Source organism: Enterobacter sp. E14S, assembly GCF_055666685.1.
The window spans coordinates 117,720-141,077 of the sequence record NZ_JBVODQ010000012.1; the positions used below are offsets into that span (position 1 = coordinate 117,720).

18 protein-coding genes and 1 rRNA gene are annotated in these 23,358 nt (G+C 56.8%); 4 read left to right on the forward strand and 15 right to left on the reverse strand.

Features of this window, described 5'->3' with window-relative positions; translation table 11 throughout:
• Positions 1-143 precede the first annotated feature (143 nt).
• The 5 genes from ACZ6J2_RS19645 to pgi form a co-directional block, all read right to left on the reverse strand.
• Positions 144-2,240 (reverse strand): YjbH domain-containing protein, encoded by a 2,097-nt coding sequence (locus tag ACZ6J2_RS19645; protein ID WP_471726477.1) that lies wholly within the window; start codon positions 2,238-2,240, stop codon positions 144-146.
• On the reverse strand, positions 2,240-2,977 hold the full coding sequence (locus ACZ6J2_RS19650; RefSeq protein WP_471726478.1) for a capsule biosynthesis GfcC family protein: 738 nt from the start codon (positions 2,975-2,977) through the stop codon (positions 2,240-2,242). The genes ACZ6J2_RS19645 and ACZ6J2_RS19650 overlap by 1 nt, the downstream gene beginning before the upstream one ends.
• Positions 2,974-3,612 carry a YjbF family lipoprotein gene (locus ACZ6J2_RS19655; protein ID WP_471726479.1) on the reverse strand — a complete coding sequence of 213 codons (639 nt, stop codon included), beginning with the start codon at positions 3,610-3,612 and terminating at the stop codon, positions 2,974-2,976. Before ACZ6J2_RS19655 ends, ACZ6J2_RS19650 begins: the two co-directional genes overlap by 4 nt.
• A 63-nt stretch (positions 3,613-3,675) precedes the next feature.
• On the reverse strand, positions 3,676-3,918 hold the full coding sequence (yjbE, locus tag ACZ6J2_RS19660) for an exopolysaccharide production protein YjbE (RefSeq protein WP_471726480.1): 243 nt from the start codon (positions 3,916-3,918) through the stop codon (positions 3,676-3,678).
• 367 nt (positions 3,919-4,285) lie between these two features.
• Positions 4,286-5,935, reverse strand: coding sequence for a glucose-6-phosphate isomerase (gene pgi / locus ACZ6J2_RS19665; RefSeq protein ID WP_047345632.1), 1,650 nt, complete (start codon positions 5,933-5,935; stop codon positions 4,286-4,288).
• 374 nt (positions 5,936-6,309) lie between these two features.
• On the opposite strand from pgi, the gene lysC reads away from it, so the two are divergent.
• The 3 genes from lysC to ACZ6J2_RS19680 all read left to right on the forward strand — a co-directional run bounded on the left by lysC (position 6,310) and on the right by ACZ6J2_RS19680 (position 9,020).
• Entirely contained in the window at positions 6,310-7,659 is a 1,350-nt protein-coding gene (lysC, locus tag ACZ6J2_RS19670) for a lysine-sensitive aspartokinase 3 (RefSeq protein ID WP_023309996.1), read from the forward strand.
• A gap of 93 nt (positions 7,660-7,752) precedes the next feature.
• Positions 7,753-8,697: a ketopantoate/pantoate/pantothenate transporter PanS gene (gene panS / locus ACZ6J2_RS19675; protein ID WP_471726481.1), complete on the forward strand. Its 945-nt coding sequence runs from the start codon at positions 7,753-7,755 to the stop codon at positions 8,695-8,697.
• 50 nt (positions 8,698-8,747) lie between these two features.
• A complete protein-coding gene (locus ACZ6J2_RS19680) occupies positions 8,748-9,020 on the forward strand; it encodes a YjbD family protein (RefSeq protein WP_023309994.1) in 273 nt (90 codons plus the stop codon).
• Here ACZ6J2_RS19680 and rluF read toward each other — a convergent pair whose 3' ends face one another.
• The 5 genes from rluF to metH all read right to left on the reverse strand — a co-directional run bounded on the left by rluF (position 9,021) and on the right by metH (position 16,085).
• Complete coding sequence (gene rluF, locus ACZ6J2_RS19685) at positions 9,021-9,893, reverse strand: 23S rRNA pseudouridine(2604) synthase RluF (protein ID WP_023309993.1); 873 nt, start codon at positions 9,891-9,893, stop codon at positions 9,021-9,023.
• A gap of 54 nt (positions 9,894-9,947) precedes the next feature.
• Entirely contained in the window at positions 9,948-10,265 is a 318-nt protein-coding gene (locus ACZ6J2_RS19690; RefSeq protein WP_471726482.1) for a CcdB family protein, read from the reverse strand.
• Positions 10,265-10,558: a type II toxin-antitoxin system CcdA family antitoxin gene (locus ACZ6J2_RS19695; protein ID WP_471726483.1), complete on the reverse strand. Its 294-nt coding sequence runs from the start codon at positions 10,556-10,558 to the stop codon at positions 10,265-10,267. Before ACZ6J2_RS19695 ends, ACZ6J2_RS19690 begins: the two co-directional genes overlap by 1 nt.
• Before the next feature lie 95 nt (positions 10,559-10,653).
• Positions 10,654-12,285 (reverse strand): Na/Pi cotransporter family protein, encoded by a 1,632-nt coding sequence (locus ACZ6J2_RS19700; protein ID WP_471726484.1) that lies wholly within the window; start codon positions 12,283-12,285, stop codon positions 10,654-10,656.
• 116 nt (positions 12,286-12,401) lie between these two features.
• Entirely contained in the window at positions 12,402-16,085 is a 3,684-nt protein-coding gene (gene metH, locus ACZ6J2_RS19705; RefSeq protein WP_471726485.1) for a methionine synthase, read from the reverse strand.
• A gap of 193 nt (positions 16,086-16,278) precedes the next feature.
• Here metH and iclR point away from each other — a divergent pair, with 193 nt between their 5' ends.
• On the forward strand, positions 16,279-17,109 hold the full coding sequence (iclR, locus tag ACZ6J2_RS19710) for a glyoxylate bypass operon transcriptional repressor IclR (RefSeq protein ID WP_471726486.1): 831 nt from the start codon (positions 16,279-16,281) through the stop codon (positions 17,107-17,109).
• Between the two features lie 68 nt (positions 17,110-17,177).
• Here the strand turns inward: iclR and aceK are convergent, their stop codons facing one another.
• From aceK to rrf, 5 genes are all read right to left on the reverse strand, one after another.
• On the reverse strand, positions 17,178-18,917 hold the full coding sequence (gene aceK / locus ACZ6J2_RS19715) for a bifunctional isocitrate dehydrogenase kinase/phosphatase (RefSeq protein WP_471726487.1): 1,740 nt from the start codon (positions 18,915-18,917) through the stop codon (positions 17,178-17,180).
• Between the two features lie 51 nt (positions 18,918-18,968).
• Entirely contained in the window at positions 18,969-20,273 is a 1,305-nt protein-coding gene (aceA, locus tag ACZ6J2_RS19720; RefSeq protein ID WP_029742132.1) for an isocitrate lyase, read from the reverse strand.
• 31 nt (positions 20,274-20,304) lie between these two features.
• On the reverse strand, positions 20,305-21,906 hold the full coding sequence (gene aceB / locus ACZ6J2_RS19725; protein WP_194401664.1) for a malate synthase A: 1,602 nt from the start codon (positions 21,904-21,906) through the stop codon (positions 20,305-20,307).
• A gap of 270 nt (positions 21,907-22,176) precedes the next feature.
• A complete protein-coding gene (metA, locus tag ACZ6J2_RS19730; RefSeq protein WP_471726488.1) occupies positions 22,177-23,106 on the reverse strand; it encodes a homoserine O-succinyltransferase MetA in 930 nt (309 codons plus the stop codon).
• 178 nt (positions 23,107-23,284) lie between these two features.
• Positions 23,285-23,358, reverse strand: a 5S ribosomal RNA gene (gene rrf, locus ACZ6J2_RS19735); the annotation flags it as partial.

Sequence of the window (23,358 nt, forward strand, 5' to 3'; positions counted from 1 at the left end):
AACGCAAAAATGTGACGGGGATCTATATTTTTTGTTTATGTTTTGTCCGCATGAGCATTCTTGCCGGGCGGCACTGCGTTTGCCCGGCCTACAAAAACACTAACGTAGGCCCGGTAAGCGCAGCGCCACCGGGAAAAGAAGCATCAGCGGAAGTTAATGTTCTTATCGCTCGTCATGTCATACAGCTGGAACTTACGTCCAAGCTGCTGACCCCCATCACGCGTCAGCGGCGTCCAGCCCACTGCCGCACGGCTGCGGGTTGGGCCTGACGAGAACAGATCCAGCGGAATCGACACGTACACCCCTTTGGTGAAGTCCCCTTCCCCGTATTCGTCTGGCGAAACGTTGGTGATGGTGGCATAGCCACCCACCACGACGCCGCTGTCGAAGTGTTTAGAGATGTCCAGCGTGCCGCCCTTATCGCCCGCCAGGTACTGGCCGACGCTGGCTTTCACCAGCACGTCAGGCGCGAACGACGGCGTCCAGTAAGCGGTCAGATGGCCCGTTTTGACGCTGTAGTCGGTGAACTTCATCATGTCCTGCGCGCTGCGCCAGTCACGCTGCTTGACGTAGTTGGCATCAACCCCGAACGCCCAGTTGCTGTCGACAGGACGATAAAGCACTTCCGCCCCCGCGCCGCCGTACATGGTTTCCAGATACCCGCCGTACACCTGGCCGTAGAAGCCGTTGCCGAAGTACTGGAAGTAGTTGGCCTGCAGGTTATTCACGTAGGCATCGTTCTGCACGTACTCACGCACGCGGGTACGCACGCGCGGCAGCGCCGAGTCTTTTGGCGGGTTGGTGTAGTTGAACTTGTCGTAGTTATTGGCGATGTTGCCGAACAGGCTGCCGGTGGTCAGCAGGTGGTCGGTGAGCCACAGATCCGCCGTCGCCATGACGCCCAGCTGATACATGTAGAAGTTTTCAGGCCCGCCGACGGACTGGTTCAGCACCGGATCGATATGGAAATCGAAGCGCGATTTGTCGATATACCAGCCCTGCTCGGTGGTTTCCGGCACGATCGGCTCTACGCGTTTTTGCATCAGCTCGGTTTCATGCCCGAGCGGTTCACCTTCCAGATGGCGCTTGAGGCTGGCAACGTCCGTTTCGGTTGTGACCTGCGGCAGGTTGAGGCGGTTCTCCGTCACGCGGATCGTGCGGATCCCATCCGGGAGATCGTTCATAACGATCCGGTTAGCGCGTTCGATCCCTTCGCGCGAGTCGCGGTATTTCACCTGCTCGCCGGTCACGTACAGCGTATCGCCTTTCACCTGAATTTTCGGATCCGCCAGGCCGGCATTGTATTTCAGCAGCGTCAGCTGGTTTGCAACCACGGAGTGCTGCAGAATCGCATCCTGCGGCTCCGGCTGGTATGCAGGGCGCGCGTTATCATTGTAGTGCGGCCGCATGTCGTTAAAGTTGGTGCGCAGCGTGAAGCCAAACATCACCGTATTGCCGCGCTCGTAGCTGAGGTTAACGTCGGCCCAGTCGGTGACGCGATAAATGGCGCCGACGTTAAACTTGCTCTTCTGCTCAATCTTTCCGGCGAAGTCCTGCGAGTAGTCATTCCCCTCATATTCCAGCTTCAGGCGTAATGGCTGCCAGGGCGTTTGATACTCCACGCCGCCAAACAGCGACGCCGGACCGTGGAACATCTGGTCTCCGTTGATGGAGCCCGCTTTCTTATAGCTGTTATCGCGGTAGCAGTATTTGTCGCTGTAGGAGCAAAACGGGTTTTTCACGTTTCCGCTTGTGCCGAGATAGCCCCATCCCAGGCCGAGCGAGAAGTCGAACGGTCCCCAGGCTTTGCTGGCCACGATGTATTCCGCATCAAACAGACCGGTACCACCGATATCTTTGGCGCCCACGGACACCTGCGGCATCCAGTAGCTCTCTTCCCACAGGCGCAGCTTGACGTCGAAGGCTTTATCTTTGTAGGTCTGATCGCCGGAGAACGCCTCTACGCTGCTGTATTGTTTCGTACGCACGTCGGTATAGCGCAGCGTGGTTTCAAGCCACGGGAACAGCTGCACCGACGCCGAGTAATAGCGATACTGGTCGTTATCACGGTAGTTAAGGCTAATTTCCCCTTCGCGCGCCATCCGCGCGGTGGGCGTTTGCAGTAAACCGACGCCGCCGAAGTCTGACTGAGACGGGCCAATGGGTGCCGGATACGTTTCTGCATGGCAGGCGGCACTCACGCAGAGCGCCAGCATGCTGTAGAGATAGGTTCTTTTCATTATTCCGGTATCCGCTGAATCAGGGAGTGAAGGATATCGGCGTTAAGCCCGTCATACGCCTTCGTCCAGAAATGGTCGGCAAAACCGACAAAAATGATGCTGCCCGGCATAGGTTCGATATGCCGTTTATTCCAGTAAGCGACGGGGGTTTTTTGCGTGTGCCCATCAGGGTAAACCACCCAGGCGTAGCTGTTATCGGCACCGCTCAGCAGGCTCTGCTCGTCGAGGTAGCTCGCCACGTCACGACCGGGCGTAAAGGGCTTTTTACCCGGGCTGCTGATAAGCCCCATCACGGTCACCGTCGTCGGCTTCTCCGGCAGCCAGAGCGTATACTCCCCTTCAAGCGTGCGGTTGCCCTTTTCCGTGACGCGCACTTCGTCGGGATCAAGATTCACGTTCTGACGGCCCGTCACCTTCAGCGCCTGCAGCTGCTGGCGTACGCTGTTAATCGCCGCCGCGTCGTCGCCATCTTCCTGCTCCGCTAACCCCGTCAGCCTGGCAAGGAGCGCCTTGTGCTGTTGTTCCGCTTCAGCGGTCTTCTGCCGTTCAGCGATCACTGCCCCCGGCCACCAGCTGTTGGCGAGCCTTGGCTGTCCGACGAGATCGATCAGATGCTCGGCGTGGGTTAAGGTTTTGGGTTTTTCACTGTCCGGCGTGTAGACCTTCACCGTCCCTGCGGACCATGCCAGCGGCGCGGCAAGGCTTCCGAGAAGCGCAACGTGGATGAGCGTTTTCATGATTTCGCCGCCTTGATCAGGGTGGTTTTCACCGGGAAGAATCCAGCACCGAGATACTGCAGGGACTGGCGGATCTGCCCTTCCTCGTCGATCCAGAAGCGGTTGTGCCAGGTGGCCTGGTCGGTGGTGACTTCTTCATCCAGCACGCGAACCTGCGTTTCGTCGCTGCCGACTTTCACGCTGTCCGTGCTGTCCCAGCGGAAGGTCGAGCGTGCCGTGGCGTAACGCACCTGCTTATGTTCGGTCCATCCCATCGTGCGCGTCCAGCTTGCGCCGTCGGTAATCTGGTTAGGTTTGATCAGCGGATCGTCGGCGAGGTTGTTTACCTCAAGCAGATTGTCACCACCAAGCAGCGTTTTCACGATACGACCATGCTGCGTCACGATGGTGGCCTGATCCTGCGTCACCCATTTCTGCTGCCCGTTTTCATCGAAAGCGAGCACCACAAACAGCTGCGGGCCATCGTTTAGCTGCATGTACTGACTGGCATAGGGCATGTTTTGAAGTTCGTCATCGGTCAAATGCACGCCCGGTGTGCCGAACATACTTTCCCAAAGTGAGTTTCCCAGCCCTTTGGTGGTGGCCGAGCACGCCTGCAGCAGCAGGCAAATCAGAATGATTGCAGGTCGCTTCACGACTCTTCTCCGAAGGGGCGAAATAACCACACCGAAGTGTGGTTATGATTAAAACACCCGCTATTACTGGGTGCTGGTTGTCGTGGTGGTCGTGGTTCCGGTATTGGAGCCATCACCGCCACCGGTTGCCGCCAGCGCGACACCCACGGCTGAACTTACGGTGCTGGTGCTGGCTGCGGTAGAACTTCCCGCAGACGCAGACGTCGCAGCCGAACCTGCCGCATCCCCGACCTGAACCGGAGCTGCATAGACAGATGTCGCCGCAAGCGCAGATATGGCAAAAATGCCATACAGTACTTTCTTCATAACAATTTCCCTTCAATGAATGAATGGAGATTTGCCCGAAAAGAATTTCAGGCGGAATCGAGTATACACAACTACTGCCGTGGGTTTGCCGTAAGGGGAAATAGGGAGAGGGTTTTCGGACTAATGGTTAAAATGGAAATGAAAGACAAATAACCTAAATATATTATTGTTATAAATCAATAGCTTATAATATAAGTATATTAATGAACCACTACGTATTTTCTTAAAATAAACCGCAGGAATTAACGGGTTAAGCTTCTTTTTCGGATTAAACTCAGATTCAGAATTTGAGTTAACTAACAGACATCAGGAATTATCCGATAAAAAAATGCCGGCATTAAGCCGGCACGTTTTCATGACGTTTTAATTACGCACGCCAGGCTTTATAACGGTTGATCAAACCATTTGTCGAGCTGTCATGGCTGGCAATCGCTTTATCGTCACCCAGCTCTGGCAGAATACGGTTTGCCAGCTGTTTGCCCAGCTCAACGCCCCACTGGTCAAAGGTGAAGATGTTCAGGATGGCGCCCTGCGTGAAGATCTTGTGCTCGTACAGGGCGATCAGCGCGCCCAGGCTGAACGGCGTGATTTCGCGCAGCAGGATGGAGTTGGTTGGGCGGTTGCCTTCGAACACTTTGAACGGCACCACGTGGTCCAGGGTTGCCGGATCTTTACCCTGGTCACGGTATTCCTGCTCAACCACCTCGCGGGATTTACCGAACGCCAGCGCTTCGGTCTGCGCAAAGAAGTTCGACAGCAGCTTCGGATGGTGGTCGGACAGCGGGTTATGGGTGATAGCCGGGGCGATGAAATCGCACGGTACCATTTTGGTGCCCTGGTGGATCAGCTGGTAGAAGGCATGCTGGCCGTTGGTGCCCGGCTCGCCCCAGATGATTGGGCCAGTCTGGTAATCCACCGCGTTGCCGTTACGGTCAACGTACTTACCGTTGGATTCCATGTTGCCCTGCTGGAAGTAAGCAGCAAAGCGGTGCATGTACTGGTCGTACGGCAGGATCGCTTCGGTTTCAGCGCCGAAGAAGTTGTTGTACCAGATACCGATCAGCGCCAGCAGCACCGGCAGGTTTTTCTCTGGTGCGGTGGTGGAGAAGTGTTTGTCCATCGCGTGCGCGCCGGAGAGCAGCTCGACGAAGTTGTCGAAGCCCACGGACAGGATGATGGACAGACCAATCGCAGACCACAGGGAGTAGCGACCGCCAACCCAGTCCCAGAACTCGAACATGTTCGCGGTATCAATGCCGAACTCGCTGACCGCTTTACCGTTGGTAGACAGCGCCGCGAAGTGTTTCGCCACGTGCTTATTGTCGCCTGCGGTTTTCAGGAACCAGTCGCGCGCGCTGTGGGCGTTGGTCATGGTTTCCTGAGTGGTGAAGGTTTTGGAGGCAACCAGGAACAGGGTGGTTTCCGGGTTCACGTTCTTCAGCACTTCGGCGATGTGGGTCCCATCGACGTTAGACACAAAGTGCATGTTGAGGTGGTTTTTATACGGACGCAGCGCTTCGGTCACCATGAACGGGCCGAGGTCAGAACCGCCGATACCGATGTTAACCACGTCGGTGATCGGTTTGCCGGTGTAGCCTTTCCAGCTACCGGAGATAATCGCTTCGGAGAACGCTTTCATCTTTTCCAGCACCGCGTTCACTTCCGGCATGACGTCTTTGCCGTCAACGATGATTGGCGTATTGCTACGGTTACGCAGGGCCACGTGAAGCACGGCACGGTCTTCGGTACGGTTAATTTTCTCACCGGAGAACATGGATTTGATGGCGTCGGCAAGCTCGGTTTCTTTCGCCAGATCCTGCAGTTTTGCCAGCGTCTCTTCGGTAATGCGGTTTTTGGAGAAATCCACCAGCATCAGGTCGTCGAAGGTCGCGGAGAACTTAGAGAAACGATCGGCATCCTTCGCGAACAGATCCGCGATGGTGACGTCTTTCATTTCATCAAAATGTTTCTGGAGTGCCTGCCAGGCAGCGGTCTGCGTTGGGTTGATGTTTTTCATTAGCAATACTCTTCTGATTTGAGAATTGTGACTGCGGTCGATTGTAGCGCCTGCAAATAAAAATTGTGATGGTTTTTATGCCATTGCCCTGGCCTGCATCAAACACAGGTGAAAAGACCCGAAAAGTATAGCTGCTGACGGAGCCTCCCGGGGCGGCGAAATGTCGGTCAAAAAGCCCTAAAACGGAGCATAAAATCTGGCGCTGTTATAAGTCCTGTTTCTCAGGGGTACCCCCCCATAAAAAATCCGCATAATCCCAGCATTGACAGGACCTCCCCCGCATTTTATTTATAGGGCCGTATTTTGCGCCTGCACCTGTTTTCGTTTCACTCTTGTGCCAAGGTCGCTTATTCATTCCCTGACACGAGGTTGTTATGACGAGTTTTGTGGTCGCCAAATTTGGCGGCACCAGTGTGGCCGATTACGATGCCATGAACCGCAGCGCCGATGTGGTGCTGGCCGATCCGAATACCCGCCTGGTGGTGCTGTCTGCCTCCGCCGGCGTGACGAACCTGCTGGTTTCTCTGTCTGAAGGACTGGAAGCGACAGAACGTTTCGTGAAGTTGGATGCACTGCGCAAAATTCAGTTCGACATTCTTGAGCGTCTGCAGAACCCGAACGTCATCCGCGAGGAAGTGGAACGTCTGCTGGAAAATATCACCACTCTGGCAGAAGCGGCGTCTCTGGCTACCTCCACCGCCCTGACCGACGAGCTGGTCAGCCATGGCGAGCTGATGTCCACCCTGCTGTTTGTTGAAATCATGCGCGAGCGTAACGTTCAGGCGCAGTGGTTTGACGTGCGTAAAGTGATGCGTACCAGCGATCGCTTTGGTCGCGCCGAGCCGGACGTTGAGGCGCTGGCGGAGCTGACCAATCAGCAGCTGGCACCACGCCTGGCAGACGGTATCGTGATCACCCAGGGCTTTATCGGCAGTGAAGCGAAAGGCCGCACCACCACGCTTGGCCGCGGCGGCAGCGACTACACCGCCGCACTGCTGGGCGAAGCCCTGCATGCAACGCGCGTGGATATCTGGACGGACGTTCCGGGCATTTACACCACCGACCCGCGCGTCGTTTCCGCGGCTAAACGTATTGATGTGATCGCCTTTGAAGAAGCGGCGGAAATGGCCACCTTCGGCGCAAAAGTGCTGCACCCGGCAACGCTGCTGCCGGCAGTGCGCAGCGATATTCCGGTCTTCGTCGGCTCCAGCAAAGATCCGAAAGCGGGCGGGACGCTGGTCTGCAAGAAAACGGAAAACCCACCGCTGTTCCGCGCCCTGGCCCTGCGCCGTCGCCAGACGCTGGTGACGCTCCACAGCCACAATATGCTGCATTCACGCGGTTTCCTGGCGGAAGTGTTTGGCATTCTGGCGCGCCATAATATCTCGGTGGATCTGATCACCACCTCTGAAGTGAGCATTGCGCTAACGCTGGACACCACCGGCTCGACCTCCACCGGCGACACGCTGCTGACGCAGTCGCTGCTGATTGAGCTGTCTGAGCTGTGCCGCGTGGAAGTGGAAGAAGACCTGGCGCTGGTTGCCATCATCGGCAACAAGCTGTCGCGCGCCTGCGGCGTGGGTAAAGAAGTGTTCGGCGTGCTCGACCCGTTCAGCATCCGCATGATCTGCTACGGCGCATCCAGCTACAACCTGTGCTTCCTGGTGCCTGCCGATCAGGCCGAGCAGGTCGTGCAGAAACTTCATCAGAATTTGTTTGAATAAAATTCGTTAGCAGGATAAACAATACCTATAAGCCGGGCACAGACCCGGCTTTTTCATAACTAAACAACACGACAATACTGCAAGGAATCCACTATGTTATCCGCCGTTACGCGGCTGTTCCCGTTATGGGCGCTGCTGCTCTCCGTACTCGCGTATTACACCCCCGCCACGTTCACGGGCATTGGTCCGTGGGTCGCCACGCTGCTGATGCTGATCATGTTCGGTATGGGCGTGCATCTGAAAATCGACGACTTTAAACGCGTGCTGTCTCGCCCTGCGCCCGTCGCGGCAGGGATTTTCCTGCATTATCTGGTGATGCCGCTTGCGGCGTGGCTGCTGGCGATGGCCTTTAAGATGCCGCCCGATCTCTCCGCCGGGATGGTGCTGGTGGGCAGCGTGGCCAGCGGCACGGCCTCCAACGTCATGATCTACCTGGCGAAAGGCGACGTGGCGCTCTCCGTCACGATCTCGTCCGTTTCGACGCTGGTTGGCGTCGTTGCCACGCCGCTGTTAACCCGCCTGTACGTGGACGCGCATATTCAGGTGGACGTGACGGGCATGCTGCTCAGCATTCTGCAGATTGTGGTGATCCCGATTGCGCTGGGGCTGGTCATTCACCATCTTTTCCCGCGCGTGGTGAAGGCCGTTGAGCCGTACCTGCCCGCGTTTTCGATGGTCTGCATTCTGGCGATCATCAGCGCCGTGGTGGCGGGTTCCGCATCGCACATTGCCTCCGTGGGCTTTATCGTGATTATCGCCGTGGTGCTGCATAACACTATTGGCCTGCTGGGCGGCTACTGGGGCGGCAAGCTGTTTGGTTTTGACGAATCTACCTGCCGCACGCTGGCAATCGAGGTAGGCATGCAGAACTCCGGCCTGGCGGCGGCACTCGGTAAAATTTACTTCTCCCCGCTGGCGGCCCTGCCTGGCGCGCTGTTCTCCGTCTGGCATAACCTCTCCGGCTCGCTGCTGGCGGGCTACTGGTCCGGCAAACCGATTGATGAACAAACGAAAAAAGATGCGGTGAAGCAGGGTTAATTTACGCGGCTTGCTTTACACTGAAGCCTCTCTATCAGGAGGCTTCAGCAATGGCTACACCACGTTTGACTCAGAAAGACATGACGGAAGCCGAGCAGCGTGAACTGAAAACGCTTCTCGACCGTGCCCGTATCGCACATGGCCGCACGCTGACGAACGCCGAAACCAATCAGGTGAAAAAAGAGTACATCGATAAGCTGATGGCGCAGCGTGACGCCGCGGCGAAAAAAGCCCGCAAGCTTAAAAAAGAGCAGGCTTATAAACCCGATGCAGAGGCGACCTTTTCCTGGTCCGCCACAACGTCTACCCGTGGAAGGCGCTAATCAGCGCCCTTTCTTTTTGCGCCCCGGCTGGGTAAAGCGTTTTCCGTTACCCGGCTTGCCTCGCCCCTTATCTTCCGCCTGCGGCGCCTTCACCACCGGGCGCTTAATCGCCTGAGTTTTCGGTTTGGCTTTGGCCTTCGGCTTCGCTTCGGACGAGGAGTTCTCGATAAGCTTGAAGAGTTCAATCAGCTCATCATCCGTTAAATCGCGCCACTCGCCCAGCGGGATGCCGGACAGGCTGACGTTCATGATGCGCGTGCGTTCCAGCTTCGTCACTTCATAACCGAAGTGCTCGCACATACGGCGGATCTGGCGGTTTAAACCCTGAACCAGAGTAATACGGAACGCGAACGGCGCTTCTTTCTTCACCTTACACTTTTTCGTGACGGTACCGAGGATCGGCACCCCGGCGCCCATGCCGCGAATAAATTCGTCCGTAACCGGCTTATTCACCGTCACGATGTACTCTTTCTCGTGATCGTTACCGGCACGCAGAATTTTGTTGACCAGATCGCCGTGGTTGGTGAGGAAAATCAGCCCCTGAGAGTCTTTATCCAGACGGCCAATCGGGAAGATACGGCTGCTGTGGTTCACGAAATCAACGATGTTGTCCCGCTCACCGTCTTCCGTGGTGCTGACAATCCCAACCGGTTTGTTCAACGCGATAAACACCAGGTCTTCAGCATCACGCGGTTCGATGACCTGACCATTCACTTTAACCACATCGCCAGGGACCACCTGGTCGCCGATGGTGGCGCGTTTGCCGTTAAGAAACACGTTACCTTGTTCAATGTAACGGTCAGCCTCGCGACGTGAGCAGATCCCGCTCTCGCTAATGTATTTGTTTAATCGGGTTGATTGAGTTGGCAGCATAGTTTCTCCTGTGAAGGGCGAAATATACCTTACCTTGCGGCTGACAAAAAAGTGTTAGTAACCGTTGATTAAAAAATCGAGTGCATCCCGCAATGAAGCCCGGTTGTGCGTAAGATCGGCAACACGCTCACCTAACTCTTTTGGCGATATGCCAGCCATCATGTGCATCATAACCACACAGGTCTTACCCGCTATCTCAACGACAGGGCACACTTTCGCAGGCGGCTGAATGCCCCCCAGATGGCTAAGCTCAACTACAGGGGCGACCAGCACATGCTTCATCACATTGGCCACGGGATGCTGCAAATTGATTAGCCAGGGATAGGCAGTTTTCCCCTTACCTTCATTCTCATAAGCAAAATATTGCTCCATCAGAACGATCTCTGAGAATCACTAAAGGAGCCGTTTTCATCAACCCACTGGTTAATGGCCTCGATAGAAGCTTTATTTTCTGCTAACCACTCTGCGCGCTGATGCGCTCGAAACTGCTCCTGCAGTGCACTCGTGAGTACAGCAGAGAGATTCAGTTTAAGCCGTCGCGCCTCTTCAAGGATTTCTGGTGCTAACGACACATTGACTGATTTTTTGATGCCATGAGTAGTGCGCATGAGAACCCCCATCTGAATGCGCATGAATTGGCGAAGTGTAGCGTAATAAACGAGCATTTTCTATTCCCTTCAAAATGTAAGGCTTGAAGAGTAAATAGCGCTTTATAAAGTGTCACGCCTCGCAAAACGATTTTGCGAGGCGCTTTCAGAGATTAATACTCATCCCGCTCGTCGTCTTCATCCGGCTGTTCCATCACGCTGTAAGCCACCGCGCAGAACAACGAGTTGAGACGCTTCATATCCCCCAGCAGTCCCAGATGCAGGGAGCTGGTCTCGATACTCTGCACGTTCTGCTGGTGCAGACGCTCAACGTGGGCGTGCGAGTAGCGGCGGTTCAGAATGCGGAAACGATGCTTGTTGCGGCGCAGGCGCCGCGCGCTCGGCACGTCGCTGGAGAAGAAGACCAGCATCGCCAGCTTGAGGTTGCTGACCAGCTGTTCGTGCAGCGCTTCCAGCTCCTTCAGGCCTTCACCTGAAAACGCACGACGCGCGGCAAGGGATTTGTCGGCGATCTCGCTGCCCATACGCTCCACGATATCCGAGGCCTGCTCAAGGTTAAGCGACATCTCGATGATTTCCGCCCAGCGGCGGGACTCCTCTTCCGCCAGTTCGTCCTGCGGCATACGCGCCAGGTAAAGCTTGATAGCGGTATAGAGCACGTTGATATCGTCCGCCAGTCTGCGCAGTTCTTTCTCTTCACGCGGCTCGCCGTGCATCACCTTTTGCAGGCCTTCGAGCATGGTTTCCATTGCGTCGCCCATGCGCAGCGTCTCGCGCGCGGCATTCGCCAGCGCCAGCGCCGGGGTATCCAGAGCGGACGTATCCAGGTGCTTCGGCTTCAGGCGCGCATCCAGCTCCGGTTCGTCCTGAATGAGACGCTCGCAGAAGCGGGCCATCGGCCCGGCAAAAGGCACCATCGCCAGGCAGCGCACCAGGTTGTAGAACACGTGGAAGTAGATCACCAGCTCCGCCTTCGGCAGCGGGAGATTGTCCATCAGGTTCGCCAGCGGGTGGATAAAGGGCAGGATAATCAGGCTGCCCACCAGCTTAAACAGCAGGCTGCCCAGCGCAACGCGGCGGGCGGCGGCATTGGCCGCGCTGTTGTTAAGCATCGCCAGCAGGCCGGAGCCGAGGTTGGCCCCGATCACCAGACACAGCGCTACCGGGAAAGAGATCGCCCCTGCGGCGGTAAGCGTGGCCGTCAGCAGGACCGCCGCCAGGCTGGAGTAGCTGACGATAGCAAACACCGCGCCAATGAGCGCGTCCAGCATGATGTCCCCGGTCAGGGAGGCGAAGATGACCTGAACGCCGTTGGCCTCGGTGATTGGCGTGACCGCCTGCACAATCAGCTCCAGCGCCAGCAGGATCAGCCCCAGGCCAATCCCCACGCGCCCGAGCTGCCCGGCGCGCGTCTGCTTGCGGCCGAGGAAGAAGATAACGCCGATAAAAATCAGCAGCGGCGACAGCCAGGAGAGATCGAAGGTCAGGATACGCGCCATCAGCGCGGTACCTACGTCCGCCCCCAGCACAATCACCAGCGCCGGGGCCAGCGCCACCAGATCCTGCGCCACAAAGGAGGTGACAAGCAGGGTCGTGGCGTTACTGCTCTGAACCAGTGCCGTTACGCCAATGCCCGCGCAGAAGGCGAGCGGCTTCTTCTCAACGCTGCTGCTGAGAACGGTACGCAAGCGCGCGCCAAATACGCGCATCACGCCGGTACGGACGATATGGGTGCCCCATACGAGCAGTGCGACTGCAGAGAGCAGGTGTAACAGTGTCAGCACGGAAGTTTTTCCTCCTTATCGTTATTCGTTTTCCATAGGTTCAGTATAAGGGTTTAAACGTAAGAAAGAGACAGGGCGCCCAATGAGCGCCCTGTTTGTTGTAAGGAAAAGTGATTTTAGTCGGCGTCGTAGCCGAGATTAGGCGCCAGCCAGCGCTCCACTTCAGACACGCTCATGCCTTTGCGCAGGGCGTAATCTTCAATCTGATCCCGCTGCAGCTGCGCCACGGCAAAGTACTTGCTGTCCGGATGGCTGAAGTACCAGCCGGAAACGGACGCGCCTGGCCACATGGCGAACGACTCGGTGAGCTTCATCCCGGTATGGGTTTCCACGTCCAGCAGTTTCCAGATGGTGCCTTTTTCGGTGTGTTCCGGACAGGCCGGATAGCCCGGCGCCGGGCGAATGCCCTGGTAATTTTCGCGGATCAGATCCTCATTGCTGAGGTTTTCATTCGCCGCGTAGCCCCAGTGCACCTTACGCACGCGCTCGTGGAGGTACTCGGCGAAGGCTTCCGCCAGGCGGTCGGCAATCGCTTTCACCATGATTTTATTGTAATCATCGTGCTGCGCTTCGAACGCGTCCGCCAGCGCGTCTTCCTCCAGACCGCCGGTCACCGCAAAGGCGCCGATATAGTCGGCTTTACCACTCAGCTTCGGCGCGACGAAATCGGCCAGGCAGTAGTTGGCAAAGCCCACTTTCTCGGTTTGCTGGCGCAGATGGCGGCTGACCGCCAGCACGTGGGTGCGGGTTTCATCGCGATAGATTTCGATGTCGTCGCCCACGCGGTTCGCCGGGAACAGGCCCACCACGCCGCGCGGGTTGAGGGTTTTCTCTGCGCTCAGCGTGTCGAGCATATCGTTGGCGTCTTTAAACAGGCGCTTCGCCTCTTCTCCTACCACCTCATCCTCAAGGATGCGGGGATATTTGCCCGCCAGCGACCAGGTCATAAAGAACGGCGTCCAGTCGATGTAGTTGCGCAGCGTCTCGATGCTGGCCGTCACGTCCTGCACGCCCAGACGGTGTGCGACCGGCGGCGTGTAGCTGGACCAGTCGAAGGCCAGATCGTTATCGCGCGCCGCCTGAAGCGAAACAGGCGGGGTGCGCGGCTTCTTACGGCCGTGCTGGATGCGAACGGTTTCGTACTCTTTGCGAGTGCGCGCCACAAAATCGTCGCGCTGGGTGTCCGAGAGCAGCGCGGAGACCACGCCCACCGTGCGCGAGGCGTTCTGCACGTAGACCGTCGGGCCGCTGTAGTTCTGCTCGATTTTCACCGCCGTGTGCGCTTTCGAGGTGGTCGCCCCGCCAATCAGCAGCGGAATGGTGAAGCCCTGTCGCTCCATCTCTTTTGCCACGTTGACCATTTCGTCGAGCGACGGCGTAATCAGGCCGGAGAGGCCAATCAGGTCGGCGTTCACCTCGCGCGCGGTCTTGAGGATTTTGTCCGCCGGGACCATCACGCCGAGGTCGATAATCTCGTAGTTATTACACTGCAGCACTACGCCAACGATGTTCTTGCCGATGTCGTGCACGTCGCCCTTCACGGTGGCGATAACCATCTTGCCGTTGCTGGAGCCTTTCTCTTTGCTGGCTTCGATGTAGGGCTCAAGATAGGCCACTGCCTGCTTCATCACGCGGGCGGATTTCACCACCTGCGGCAGGAACATTTTACCCTCGCCGAACAGATCGCCGACCACGTTCATGCCGTCCATCAGCGGGCCTTCAATCACCTCAATCGGGCGGGATGCCTGCTGGCGCGCCTCTTCGGTATCGAGCTCGATAAATTCGGTGATGCCTTTGACCAGCGAGTATTCCAGGCGCTTTTTCACGTCCCAGGAACGCCACTCGGCCTGCTGAACGTTTGCCGCCTCATCCGATTTACTGCCGCGGTATTTCTCCGCCAGGTCCAGCATGCGCTCGGTGGCGTCGTCGCGGCGGTTAAGGATCACGTCCTCTACGGCGTCGCGTAGCTCGGCAGGGAGGTCGTCGTAAATCGCCAGCTGGCCGGCGTTAACGATCCCCATGTCCATGCCGTTGCGGATGGCGTAGTAGAGGAACACGGCGTGAATCGCTTCGCGCACCGGGTCGTTGCCGCGGAACGAGAACGACACGTTCGACACGCCTCCGGAGATCAGCGCATGCGGCAGCTCGCGCTTAATGTCTTCACATGCGCCGATAAAGTCCTGGGCGTAGTTGTTGTGCTCTTCAATCCCGGTCGCAACGGCGAAGATATTCGGGTCAAAGATAATGTCTTCCGGCGGGAAGCCCACCTCTTCGGTCAAAATCTTGTACGCGCGGCGGCAAATCTCGATTTTGCGCTCGCGGGTATCGGCCTGACCCACTTCGTCAAAGGCCATCACCACCACGGCGGCACCGTAGCGGCGGACCATCTTCGCGTGGTGGATAAAGATATCGACACCCTCTTTCATCGAGATGGAGTTGACGATGCCTTTACCCTGGATGCACTTCAGACCTTTTTCGATGACTTCCCACTTGGAGGAGTCAATCATGATCGGCACGCGGGCGATGTCCGGCTCACCGGCAATCAGGTTGAGGAAACGCACCATCGCCGCTTCGGCGTCGAGCATCCCCTCATCCATGTTGATATCGATGATTTGCGCGCCGCTTTCTACCTGCTGGCGGGCAACGTCCAGCGCTTCGCTGTACTTCTCTTCTTTAATCAGGCGTTTGAACTTTGCGGAACCGGTGACGTTAGTACGCTCACCCACGTTCACAAACAGGCTGTCGTCGCCGATGGTCAACGGCTCCAGGCCGGACAGACGACAGGCAACCGGAAGCTCGGGCAGCTTGCGCGGCGGCAGACCGGCCACGGCGTTGCTCATAGCCGCGATATGTTCTGGCGTGGTGCCGCAGCAGCCGCCGACGATGTTCAGGAAGCCAGACTCGGCCCACTCGCGGATTTGCGCCGCCATGGTGTCGGCATCGAGATCGTATTCACCAAACGCGTTTGGCAGACCGGCGTTCGGGTGGGCGGTGACGTAGCATTCCGCGATACGGGAAAGCTCCTGCACGTACTGGCGCAGTTCATCCGGCCCCAGCGCGCAGTTCAGGCCAAAGGAGAGCGCTTCGGCGTGGCGCAGAGAGTTATAAAACGCTTCGGTTGTCTGGCCGGACAGGGTACGGCCGGAGGCGTCGGTGATGGTGCCGGAAATCATGATTGGCAGGTCAACGCCGAGCGCTTCAAACTCCTCTTTCACCGCGTAAATCGCGGCTTTGGCATTGAGGGTGTCGAATACGGTTTCAATCAGGATCAGATCGGAACCGCCTTCCACCAGCGCTTTGGTCGACTCGCGGTAGGCCGCGACCAGCTGATCGAAGGTGATATTACGAAACGCCGGGTCGTTGACGTCCGGTGAAATCGACGCGGTGCGGTTCGTCGGGCCAAGCACCCCGGCAACGTAGCGAGGCTTGTCCGGCGTGCGGGCCGTCCACTCGTCGGCGCAGGCGCGCGCCAGCTTCGCGGCTTCCAGGTTGATTTCCGCCGACAGGGATTCCATCTGGTAATCCGCCATGGCGATGGTTGTCGAGTTGAAGGTGTTGGTTTCAACGATATCCGCACCCGCTTCGAAGTAGGCGTTGTGGATATCCTTAATAACGGACGGCTTGCTGAGCACCAGCAGGTCGTTGTTCCCTTTCAGGTCGCAGGGCCAGTCGGCAAAGCGTTCGCCGCGGAAATCGTCTTCACTCAGACGATACCCCTGGATCATGGTGCCCATGCCGCCGTCCAGCACCAGAATTCGTTCATTTAACTGCGCACGCAGTTGCTCTACTTTGCTGCTCACACTTGCTCCCGACAACGCTCAACAAGGCCAAAAGGCTGCGTTCCATACTGGCACAATCTCGCAGGGTGGAAAAGCCGCACAGCGGTAACATGAGACATGTTCACCATCACTCCTCCGATCAGTCAGGATAACGGTTGCAAATTCACCAAATAAAACGAAAATGATTTCCACGATACAGAAAAAGGAGATCGTCATGGTCGCGACCGTTCCCGCTAAACGCGGCAGAAAACCTGCTGCCACCACCGCCGCCGCACAACAGGGCGGACAGGTTCAATCGCTCACGCGCGGTTTGAAGCTGCTGGAGTGGATAGCCGAGTCGCACAGCAGCGTGGCCCTGACGGAGCTGGCCCAGCAGGCTGGCCTGCCGAACTCCACGACGCACCGTCTGCTGACCACCATGCAGCAGCTGGGCTTTGTCCGTCAGGTCGGCGAGCTGGGGCACTGGGCGGTGGGCGCGCATGCGTTTATCGTCGGCAGCAGCTTCCTGCAGAGCCGCAACCTGCTGGCGATTGTGCACCCGATTCTGCGCAAGCTAATGGAGGAGTCCGGCGAGACGGTCAACCTGGCGGTGCTGGACCAAAGCGATCATCAGACGATTATCATCGACCAGGTTCAGTGTACGCAGCTGATGCGTATGTCCGCACCGATTGGCGGCAAGCTGCCGATGCACGCCTCCGGGGCGGGGAAAGCGTTTCTGTCGCAGCTGAGCGAGGAGCAGGTGACGGGACTGCTGCACCGTAAAGGGCTGCACGCCTACACCCACGCCACGCTGGTATCGCCCGTGCATCTGAAAGAAGATCTGGCCCTGACCCGCAAGCGCGGCTATTCGTTTGATGATGAAGAACATGCCCTGGGCCTGCGCTGCCTGGCGGCCTGCATTTTTGACGAGCACCGCGAGCCGTTCGCCGCCATCTCTATCTCCGGGCCGATTTCGCGGATGACCGATGACCGCGTGACCGAGCTGGGCGCGCTGGTGATTAAGGCGGCGAAAGAGGTGACGCTGGCGTATGGTGGGATTCGTTGAGATTGAGTGCGGCCTGATGCCCTCACCCCGGCCCTCTCCCACAGGGAGAGGGAGACAACATGATGTCCTCATCCTGCGAGAGAGGGTGCAAACCTAATGCAAAACCTCTGCTTGCGGCGGTAAGCGTACACATCTTCGACATGTCCATTTTTGATCCGCGTTTGCAGTCCGCGCCAGTAGCTGGCGCGGAACAGATCCTCATGCATCTCTTCAAATAGCGACCCGATGCGCGGGTCGGCACACAGCCAGTGGCGAAACTCCTCCGGAAACACATCGCCCGGCGAGACGCTGTACCACGGCTCACCTGAAAGCTCATCTTCCGGGTAGCGGGGCTGTGGTATATCGCGGAAATTCACTTCGGTCATGTAGCAAATTTCGTCGTAATCGTAGAACACCACGCGCCCGTGACGGGTGACGCCGAAGTTTTTAAACAGCATGTCGCCCGGAAAAATATTGGCGGCGGCAAGCTGGCGAATCGCGTTGCCGTATTCTTCAATGGCATCCCGCAGCGCCTGGCCTTCGGACTGCTCAAGCCAGATATTCAGCGGTACCATGCGGCGCTCAATGTAGAGATGGCTAATCACGATTTTGTCACCCAGATCGGTGATTTTCGCGGGCACTTCCTGCATTAACAGCGCCATGAGCGCCGGGTCGATCTGCTGTTTATCCAGCACAAAGTTTTCGAACTCCTGGGTATCCGCCATGCGCCCGACGCGGTCGTGCTCTTTGACCAGCTGATAGCAGGCACGAACGTGCGCGGCGGTCATCTCTTTCTGCGGCGCGAATCTGTCTTTAATCACCTTAAAGACCCGGTCGAAACCCGGCAGCGTAAAGACCAGCATCACCATGCCGCGAATGCCGGGCGCTTCGATAAACTGCTCATCGGCCGTGGTGACATAGCGCAGGTACTCCCGGTAGCTTTCCGTTTTGGCGTGCTTCTGGCAGCCAATGGCCATATACAGCTCGGCGGTGGTTTTGCCCGGCAGGATCTCTCGCAGCCACTCCACCAGCGCGGCAGGCAGCGGGGCGTACACCATGAAATAGGAGCGGGCGAAGCCAAACACGATGCTGGCCTCGGCGCCGGTGGTCAGGCAGGTATCGACAAACAGTTCCCCATCGTCGGTACGGTGAATGGGCAGCAGAAAAGGCACAATGGCGGTCGGCGTAACCAGCTTGCCGACCAGCCAGGCGGCTTTATTGCGGTAGAAAAGCTCGTTGGCCACCTGCAAATGGCTATCGCTAAGCACCTCCGCGCCGAAGGTTTCGTGGAGATGGGCGTGGATATAGCCGATATCCCGGGTTTTATTCTCCCAGGGCAGGCGCAACGGTAAATCCGTTAGCATGCGATGCAGGAGCTTTTCCCATCCGCGATCGGGAAAGAAATCTTTCGCCAGCGGACGGGGAATGGTTCGAAAGCGTCGCTCGGGCTGGGAGCTGAAGATAAATAACCGCTCAGGAGATAGTGAGCGGTGGTCAAATAACCGGCAATAGACGGAGTTGAAAAAGCTCTCCGCAATCTCGAAGCGCGGGTAATCGGGTAACAGATGGGTGTAGTGCTCCTTCACGCGCAGTAAAAATTCCGCGTCCGGGCTTTTACCGTCGGTAATACAGCGCAGCTGCTCCACCACCAGACCCACGTGGTGGTCATAGAGATGGATACGCTGCTTCATGGCCTGCTGAACCGCATGCCAGTCTGCATGTTCGAAGCGCTGCTGCGCGCCGGATGTCACTTCAAGAAAACGACCATACTGGGCATCGAAGCCCTGCAAAATAGTTTGGGCAATCAGCAATTCCAGGCCACGCGACATATATTCCCCCTCACCCCAACCCTCTCCCCGAGAGGGGAGAGGGGGAAAAATTTAGAACTGTGCTTCTTCCGTTGAACCCGTTAAGGCAGTGACGGAGGAGGTGCCGCCCTGAATAATCGTGGTCACATTGTCAAAGTAGCCGGTCCCCACCTCCTGCTGGTGAGACACGAAGGTGTAACCGTCTTTGCCCGCGGCAAACTCCGGCTGCTGCACCTTCTCAACGTAGTGCTTCATGCCCTCACCCTGCGCATAGGCGTGCGCCAGGTCGAACATGTTGAACCACATGCTGTGGATACCGGCCAGGGTAATGAACTGGTATTTGTAGCCCATGTCGGACAGCTGCTGCTGGAAGCTGGCGATGGTTTTGTCATCCAGCTTTTTCTGCCAGTTGAATGACGGCGAGCAGTTATAGGCCAGCAGCTTGCCCGGATACTTCGCGTGGATGGCGTCGGCAAAGCGTTTTGCCAGCGCTAGATCCGGCGTGGAGGTTTCACACCAGACCAGGTCCGCGTAAGGCGCATACGCCAGGCCGCGGCTGATCGCCTGTTCAATGCCGGCATGGGTACGGTAGAAGCCTTCGCTGGTACGCTCGCCGGTGATGAATTCGCTGTCGTACGGGTCGCAGTCAGAGGTGATCAGGTCCGCCGCGTCCGCATCGGTACGGGCAATGACCAGCGTTGGCACGCCGAGCACGTCAGCAGCCAGACGCGCGGCAACCAGCTTCTGAATCGCTTCCTGAGTCGGAACGAGCACCTTACCGCCCATGTGTCCGCATTTTTTCACTGACGCCAGCTGGTCTTCGAAGTGAACGGCCGCTGCACCGGCCTCAATCATCGATTTCATCAGCTCGAAGGCGTTCAGCACGCCGCCGAAGCCTGCTTCCGCATCCGCGACGATCGGCAGGAAGTAGTCAGTAAAGCGCGGATCGCCAGGTTCGATACCGGCAGCCCACTGGATCTGATCCGCACGGCGGAAGGTGTTGTTGATCCGATCCACCACCGACGGCACGGAGTTAGCCGGATAGAGCGACTGATCCGGGTACATGCTGGAGGCCAGGTTGGCGTCCGCCGCGACCTGCCAGCCGGAGAGGTAAATCGCCTCAATACCGGCCTTCGCCTGCTGCAGCGCCTGACCGCCGGTCAGCGCGCCGAGGCTGTTGATATAGCCTTTTTTAGAGCCACCGTGCAGCAGCTTCCACATTTTCGCCGCACCGTTCTGTGCCAGCGTGCATTCCGGATTGACCGAGCCGCGTAATTTCACCACTTCCTCCGCGCTGTAAGGACGGCGGATGCCTTCCCAGCGAGGTTGTGTCCACTCTTTCTTTAACTCTTCGATTTGTTGGGTACGGGTTTTCATGTGCAGATGCTCCATATTGTTATGTGGTGAGTTACGCCAGGAAGCGGTAGCCCGGCAGGGTCAGGAAGTCGATTAAGTCATCTGATGTGGTGATTTGCTCCATCAGGCGCGCAGCGTCGTCAAAACGTCCGCTGCTGAAGCGGTGTTCGCCCAGCTCGTCCTGGATCACCCGCATCTCTTCGGCCAGCATCTGGCGGAACAGAGATTTGGTCACCGGCTTACCGTTGCTGAGCGTTTTTTGATGGTGGATCCACTGCCAGATGGAGGTACGTGAGATCTCCGCCGTCGCGGCATCTTCCATCAGGCCGTAGATAGGTACACAGCCGTTGCCGGAGATCCACGCTTCGATGTACTGGACCGCGACGCGGATATTGGCACGCATGCCCTCTTCCGTACGCTCGCCCGCGCACGGTGCCAGCAGCTGTTCTTCAGCCGTTGGGGCATCGTCTTCACGCGTGACGAACAGCTGATTTTTATTGTCGCCGAGAACGCGGTTGAAGACCTCCATCGCCGTATCGGCCAGGCCGGGATGGGCAATCCACGTGCCGTCGTGACCGTTACGGGCTTCAAGCTCTTTATCGGCCTTCACCTTGTTGAGCACCTGATTGTTCCGCTCTGCGTCTTTGCTCGGGATAAAAGCCGCCATGCCGCCCATCGCAAAGGCGCCGCGCTTGTGGCAGGTTTTGATCAGCAGACGCGAGTAGGCGCTCAGGAACGGTTTATCCATGGTCACAACTTGGCGATCCGGCAGTACGCGATCGGGATAGTTTTTCAGGGTTTTGATGTAGCTGAAAATATAGTCCCAGCGTCCGCAGTTCAGGCCGACAATATGGTCGCGCAGGGCGTGCAGAATTTCATTCATCTGGAACACGGCAGGCAGCGTTTCAATCAGCAGCGTGGCCTTGATGGTACCGCGCGGCAGGTTGAAACGATCCTCCGCGTAGCTGAAGACCTCGCTCCACCAGGCCGCTTCCTGCCAGGCCTGCGTTTTTGGCAGATAGAAATAAGGGCCGCTGCCTTTTGCCAGCAGATTCTTGTAGTTGTGGAAGAAATAGAGCGCGAAATCAAACAGGCTGCCCGGAATGGCTTCCCCACGCCAGGTGACATGTTTTTCAGGCAGGTGCAGGCCGCGTACGCGACAGATCAGCACCGCCGGGTTCGGTTTGAGCTGGTAAATTTTGCCGGCTTCGTTGGTATAGCTGATGGTGCCGTTCACGGCGTCGCGCAGGTTGATCTGCCCCTCGATGACCTTACGCCAGTCCGGCGCCAGTGAGTCTTCAAAATCGGCCATAAAGACTTTAACGTTGGCGTTCATGGCGTTGATCACCATTTTGCGCTCTACCGGACCGGTGATCTCAACGCGACGATCCTGTAAATCTTCAGGGATGCCGCGGATTTTCCACTCACTGCGACGAATGGAAGCGGTTTCCGAAATGAAGCCAGGCAACTTGCCATCGTCAATTTCCTGCTGCTGATGAATACGTGCCGCCAGCAGCTTATTACGCTGCGGCGTAAAGCGAGTCACCAGTTCAGTCAGAAATTCTACCGCTTCCGCCGTCAAAACCTGCCGTTCTTGCTCGCCATACGGCTGGGTAAAGGCCAGTTCATCGACCGTCGTTGCCTGTTGAGTCATTACTCTGCTCCTCATCAAAGATCCAAAATCACGCCCCCGATGCGAACGAAAGATCGTTGGGTAGTTTTCGCTCAGCAGAATTAAGACTATCTATATTTTTTCTAAAATCAAAAACAATTTCCATTTTAATTAATAATTGCAATTAATTAATTGATTTTATTGAGATTAAAGTTTAATTGAACGGTGAGTGACATTTCGGAAATAAAAAAGACACCCGAAGGTGCCTGATTTGAATAGCTGAAACGCTTTAGGATCGTTTAGTGCAGAAGATTACTCCAGCGTCGGATTCATGTGACGCAGATCGTATGGCGTTATCTGGTAGACGTAATAGTTGAGCCAGTTAGTGAAAAGCAAATTCCCGTGGCTGCGCCAGGTTGCTCTCGGTTTGTTTTGCGGATCGTCTTTCGGGAAATAGTTGTACGGTACATCCGGATTTAGACCCGCTTCGACATCACGGAAATACTCTGACGCAAGGGTATGCGGATCGTACTCAGGATGCCCGGTCACGAATGCAATGCGTTTATCCTTGCTGGCAAACAGGTAAGCATCTCCATCTTCCGTTTCGGCCAGGATCTCCAGATCGGTGTAATCACGAATCAGCTGGGCCGGGAAATCGGCGTAGCGAGAATGCGGGGCCAGGAAAGAGTCATCGAAACCACGCGTCAGCAAAGCGTGTGGGTGAAGAATGTGGTGTTCATAGACGCCGGAGAGCTTTTCATTGCGGGTTTGCTTGGGGATGCCATAAAGAATATTCAGCGCGGCTTGTACCGCCCAACAGACAAACAATGTGGACGTGACGTGATCTTTTGCCCACTCCAGAACCTGTTTGATCTGAGGCCAGTAGGCGACATCATTAAATTCAACCAGACCGAGCGGCGCGCCGGTCACGATCAGTCCGTCGAAGTTTTCCCCCTGAATATCATCGAAGTTACAGTAGAAGTTGTTCAGATGCTCAGAAGGCGTGTTACGTGACTCACGGGCATCGATTCGCAGCAGCTGAATATCAACCTGCAGAGGGGAGTTCGACAGAAGACGCAGGAACTGGTTTTCTGTTTCGATCTTTTTTGGCATCAGATTGAGAATAAGCACCTTCAGCGGGCGAATTTCCTGACCTGTCGCACGCGAAGCCGTCATGACGAAGACGTTTTCTTCACGCAAGAAATTGACGGCTGGTAGCTCGTCCTGCACCCGAATCGGCATAACTTTATATCCTCACAGCATACGTATAAACGTTTAGACATCCAGACAGCTAACGATACCCAGAAATGGTTTGAATGTCGAGTCTGCAAGCAGAAGGTGAGAAAGTTTCAAGGAGAGGAGAGGGAAAAACAAAAGCAAAAAACCCCGCACCTTACGGTACGGGGTTCTTTTATTTGATGCCTGGCAGTTCCCTACTCTCACATGGGGAGACCCCACACTACCATCGGCGCTACGGCGTTTCACTTCTGAGTT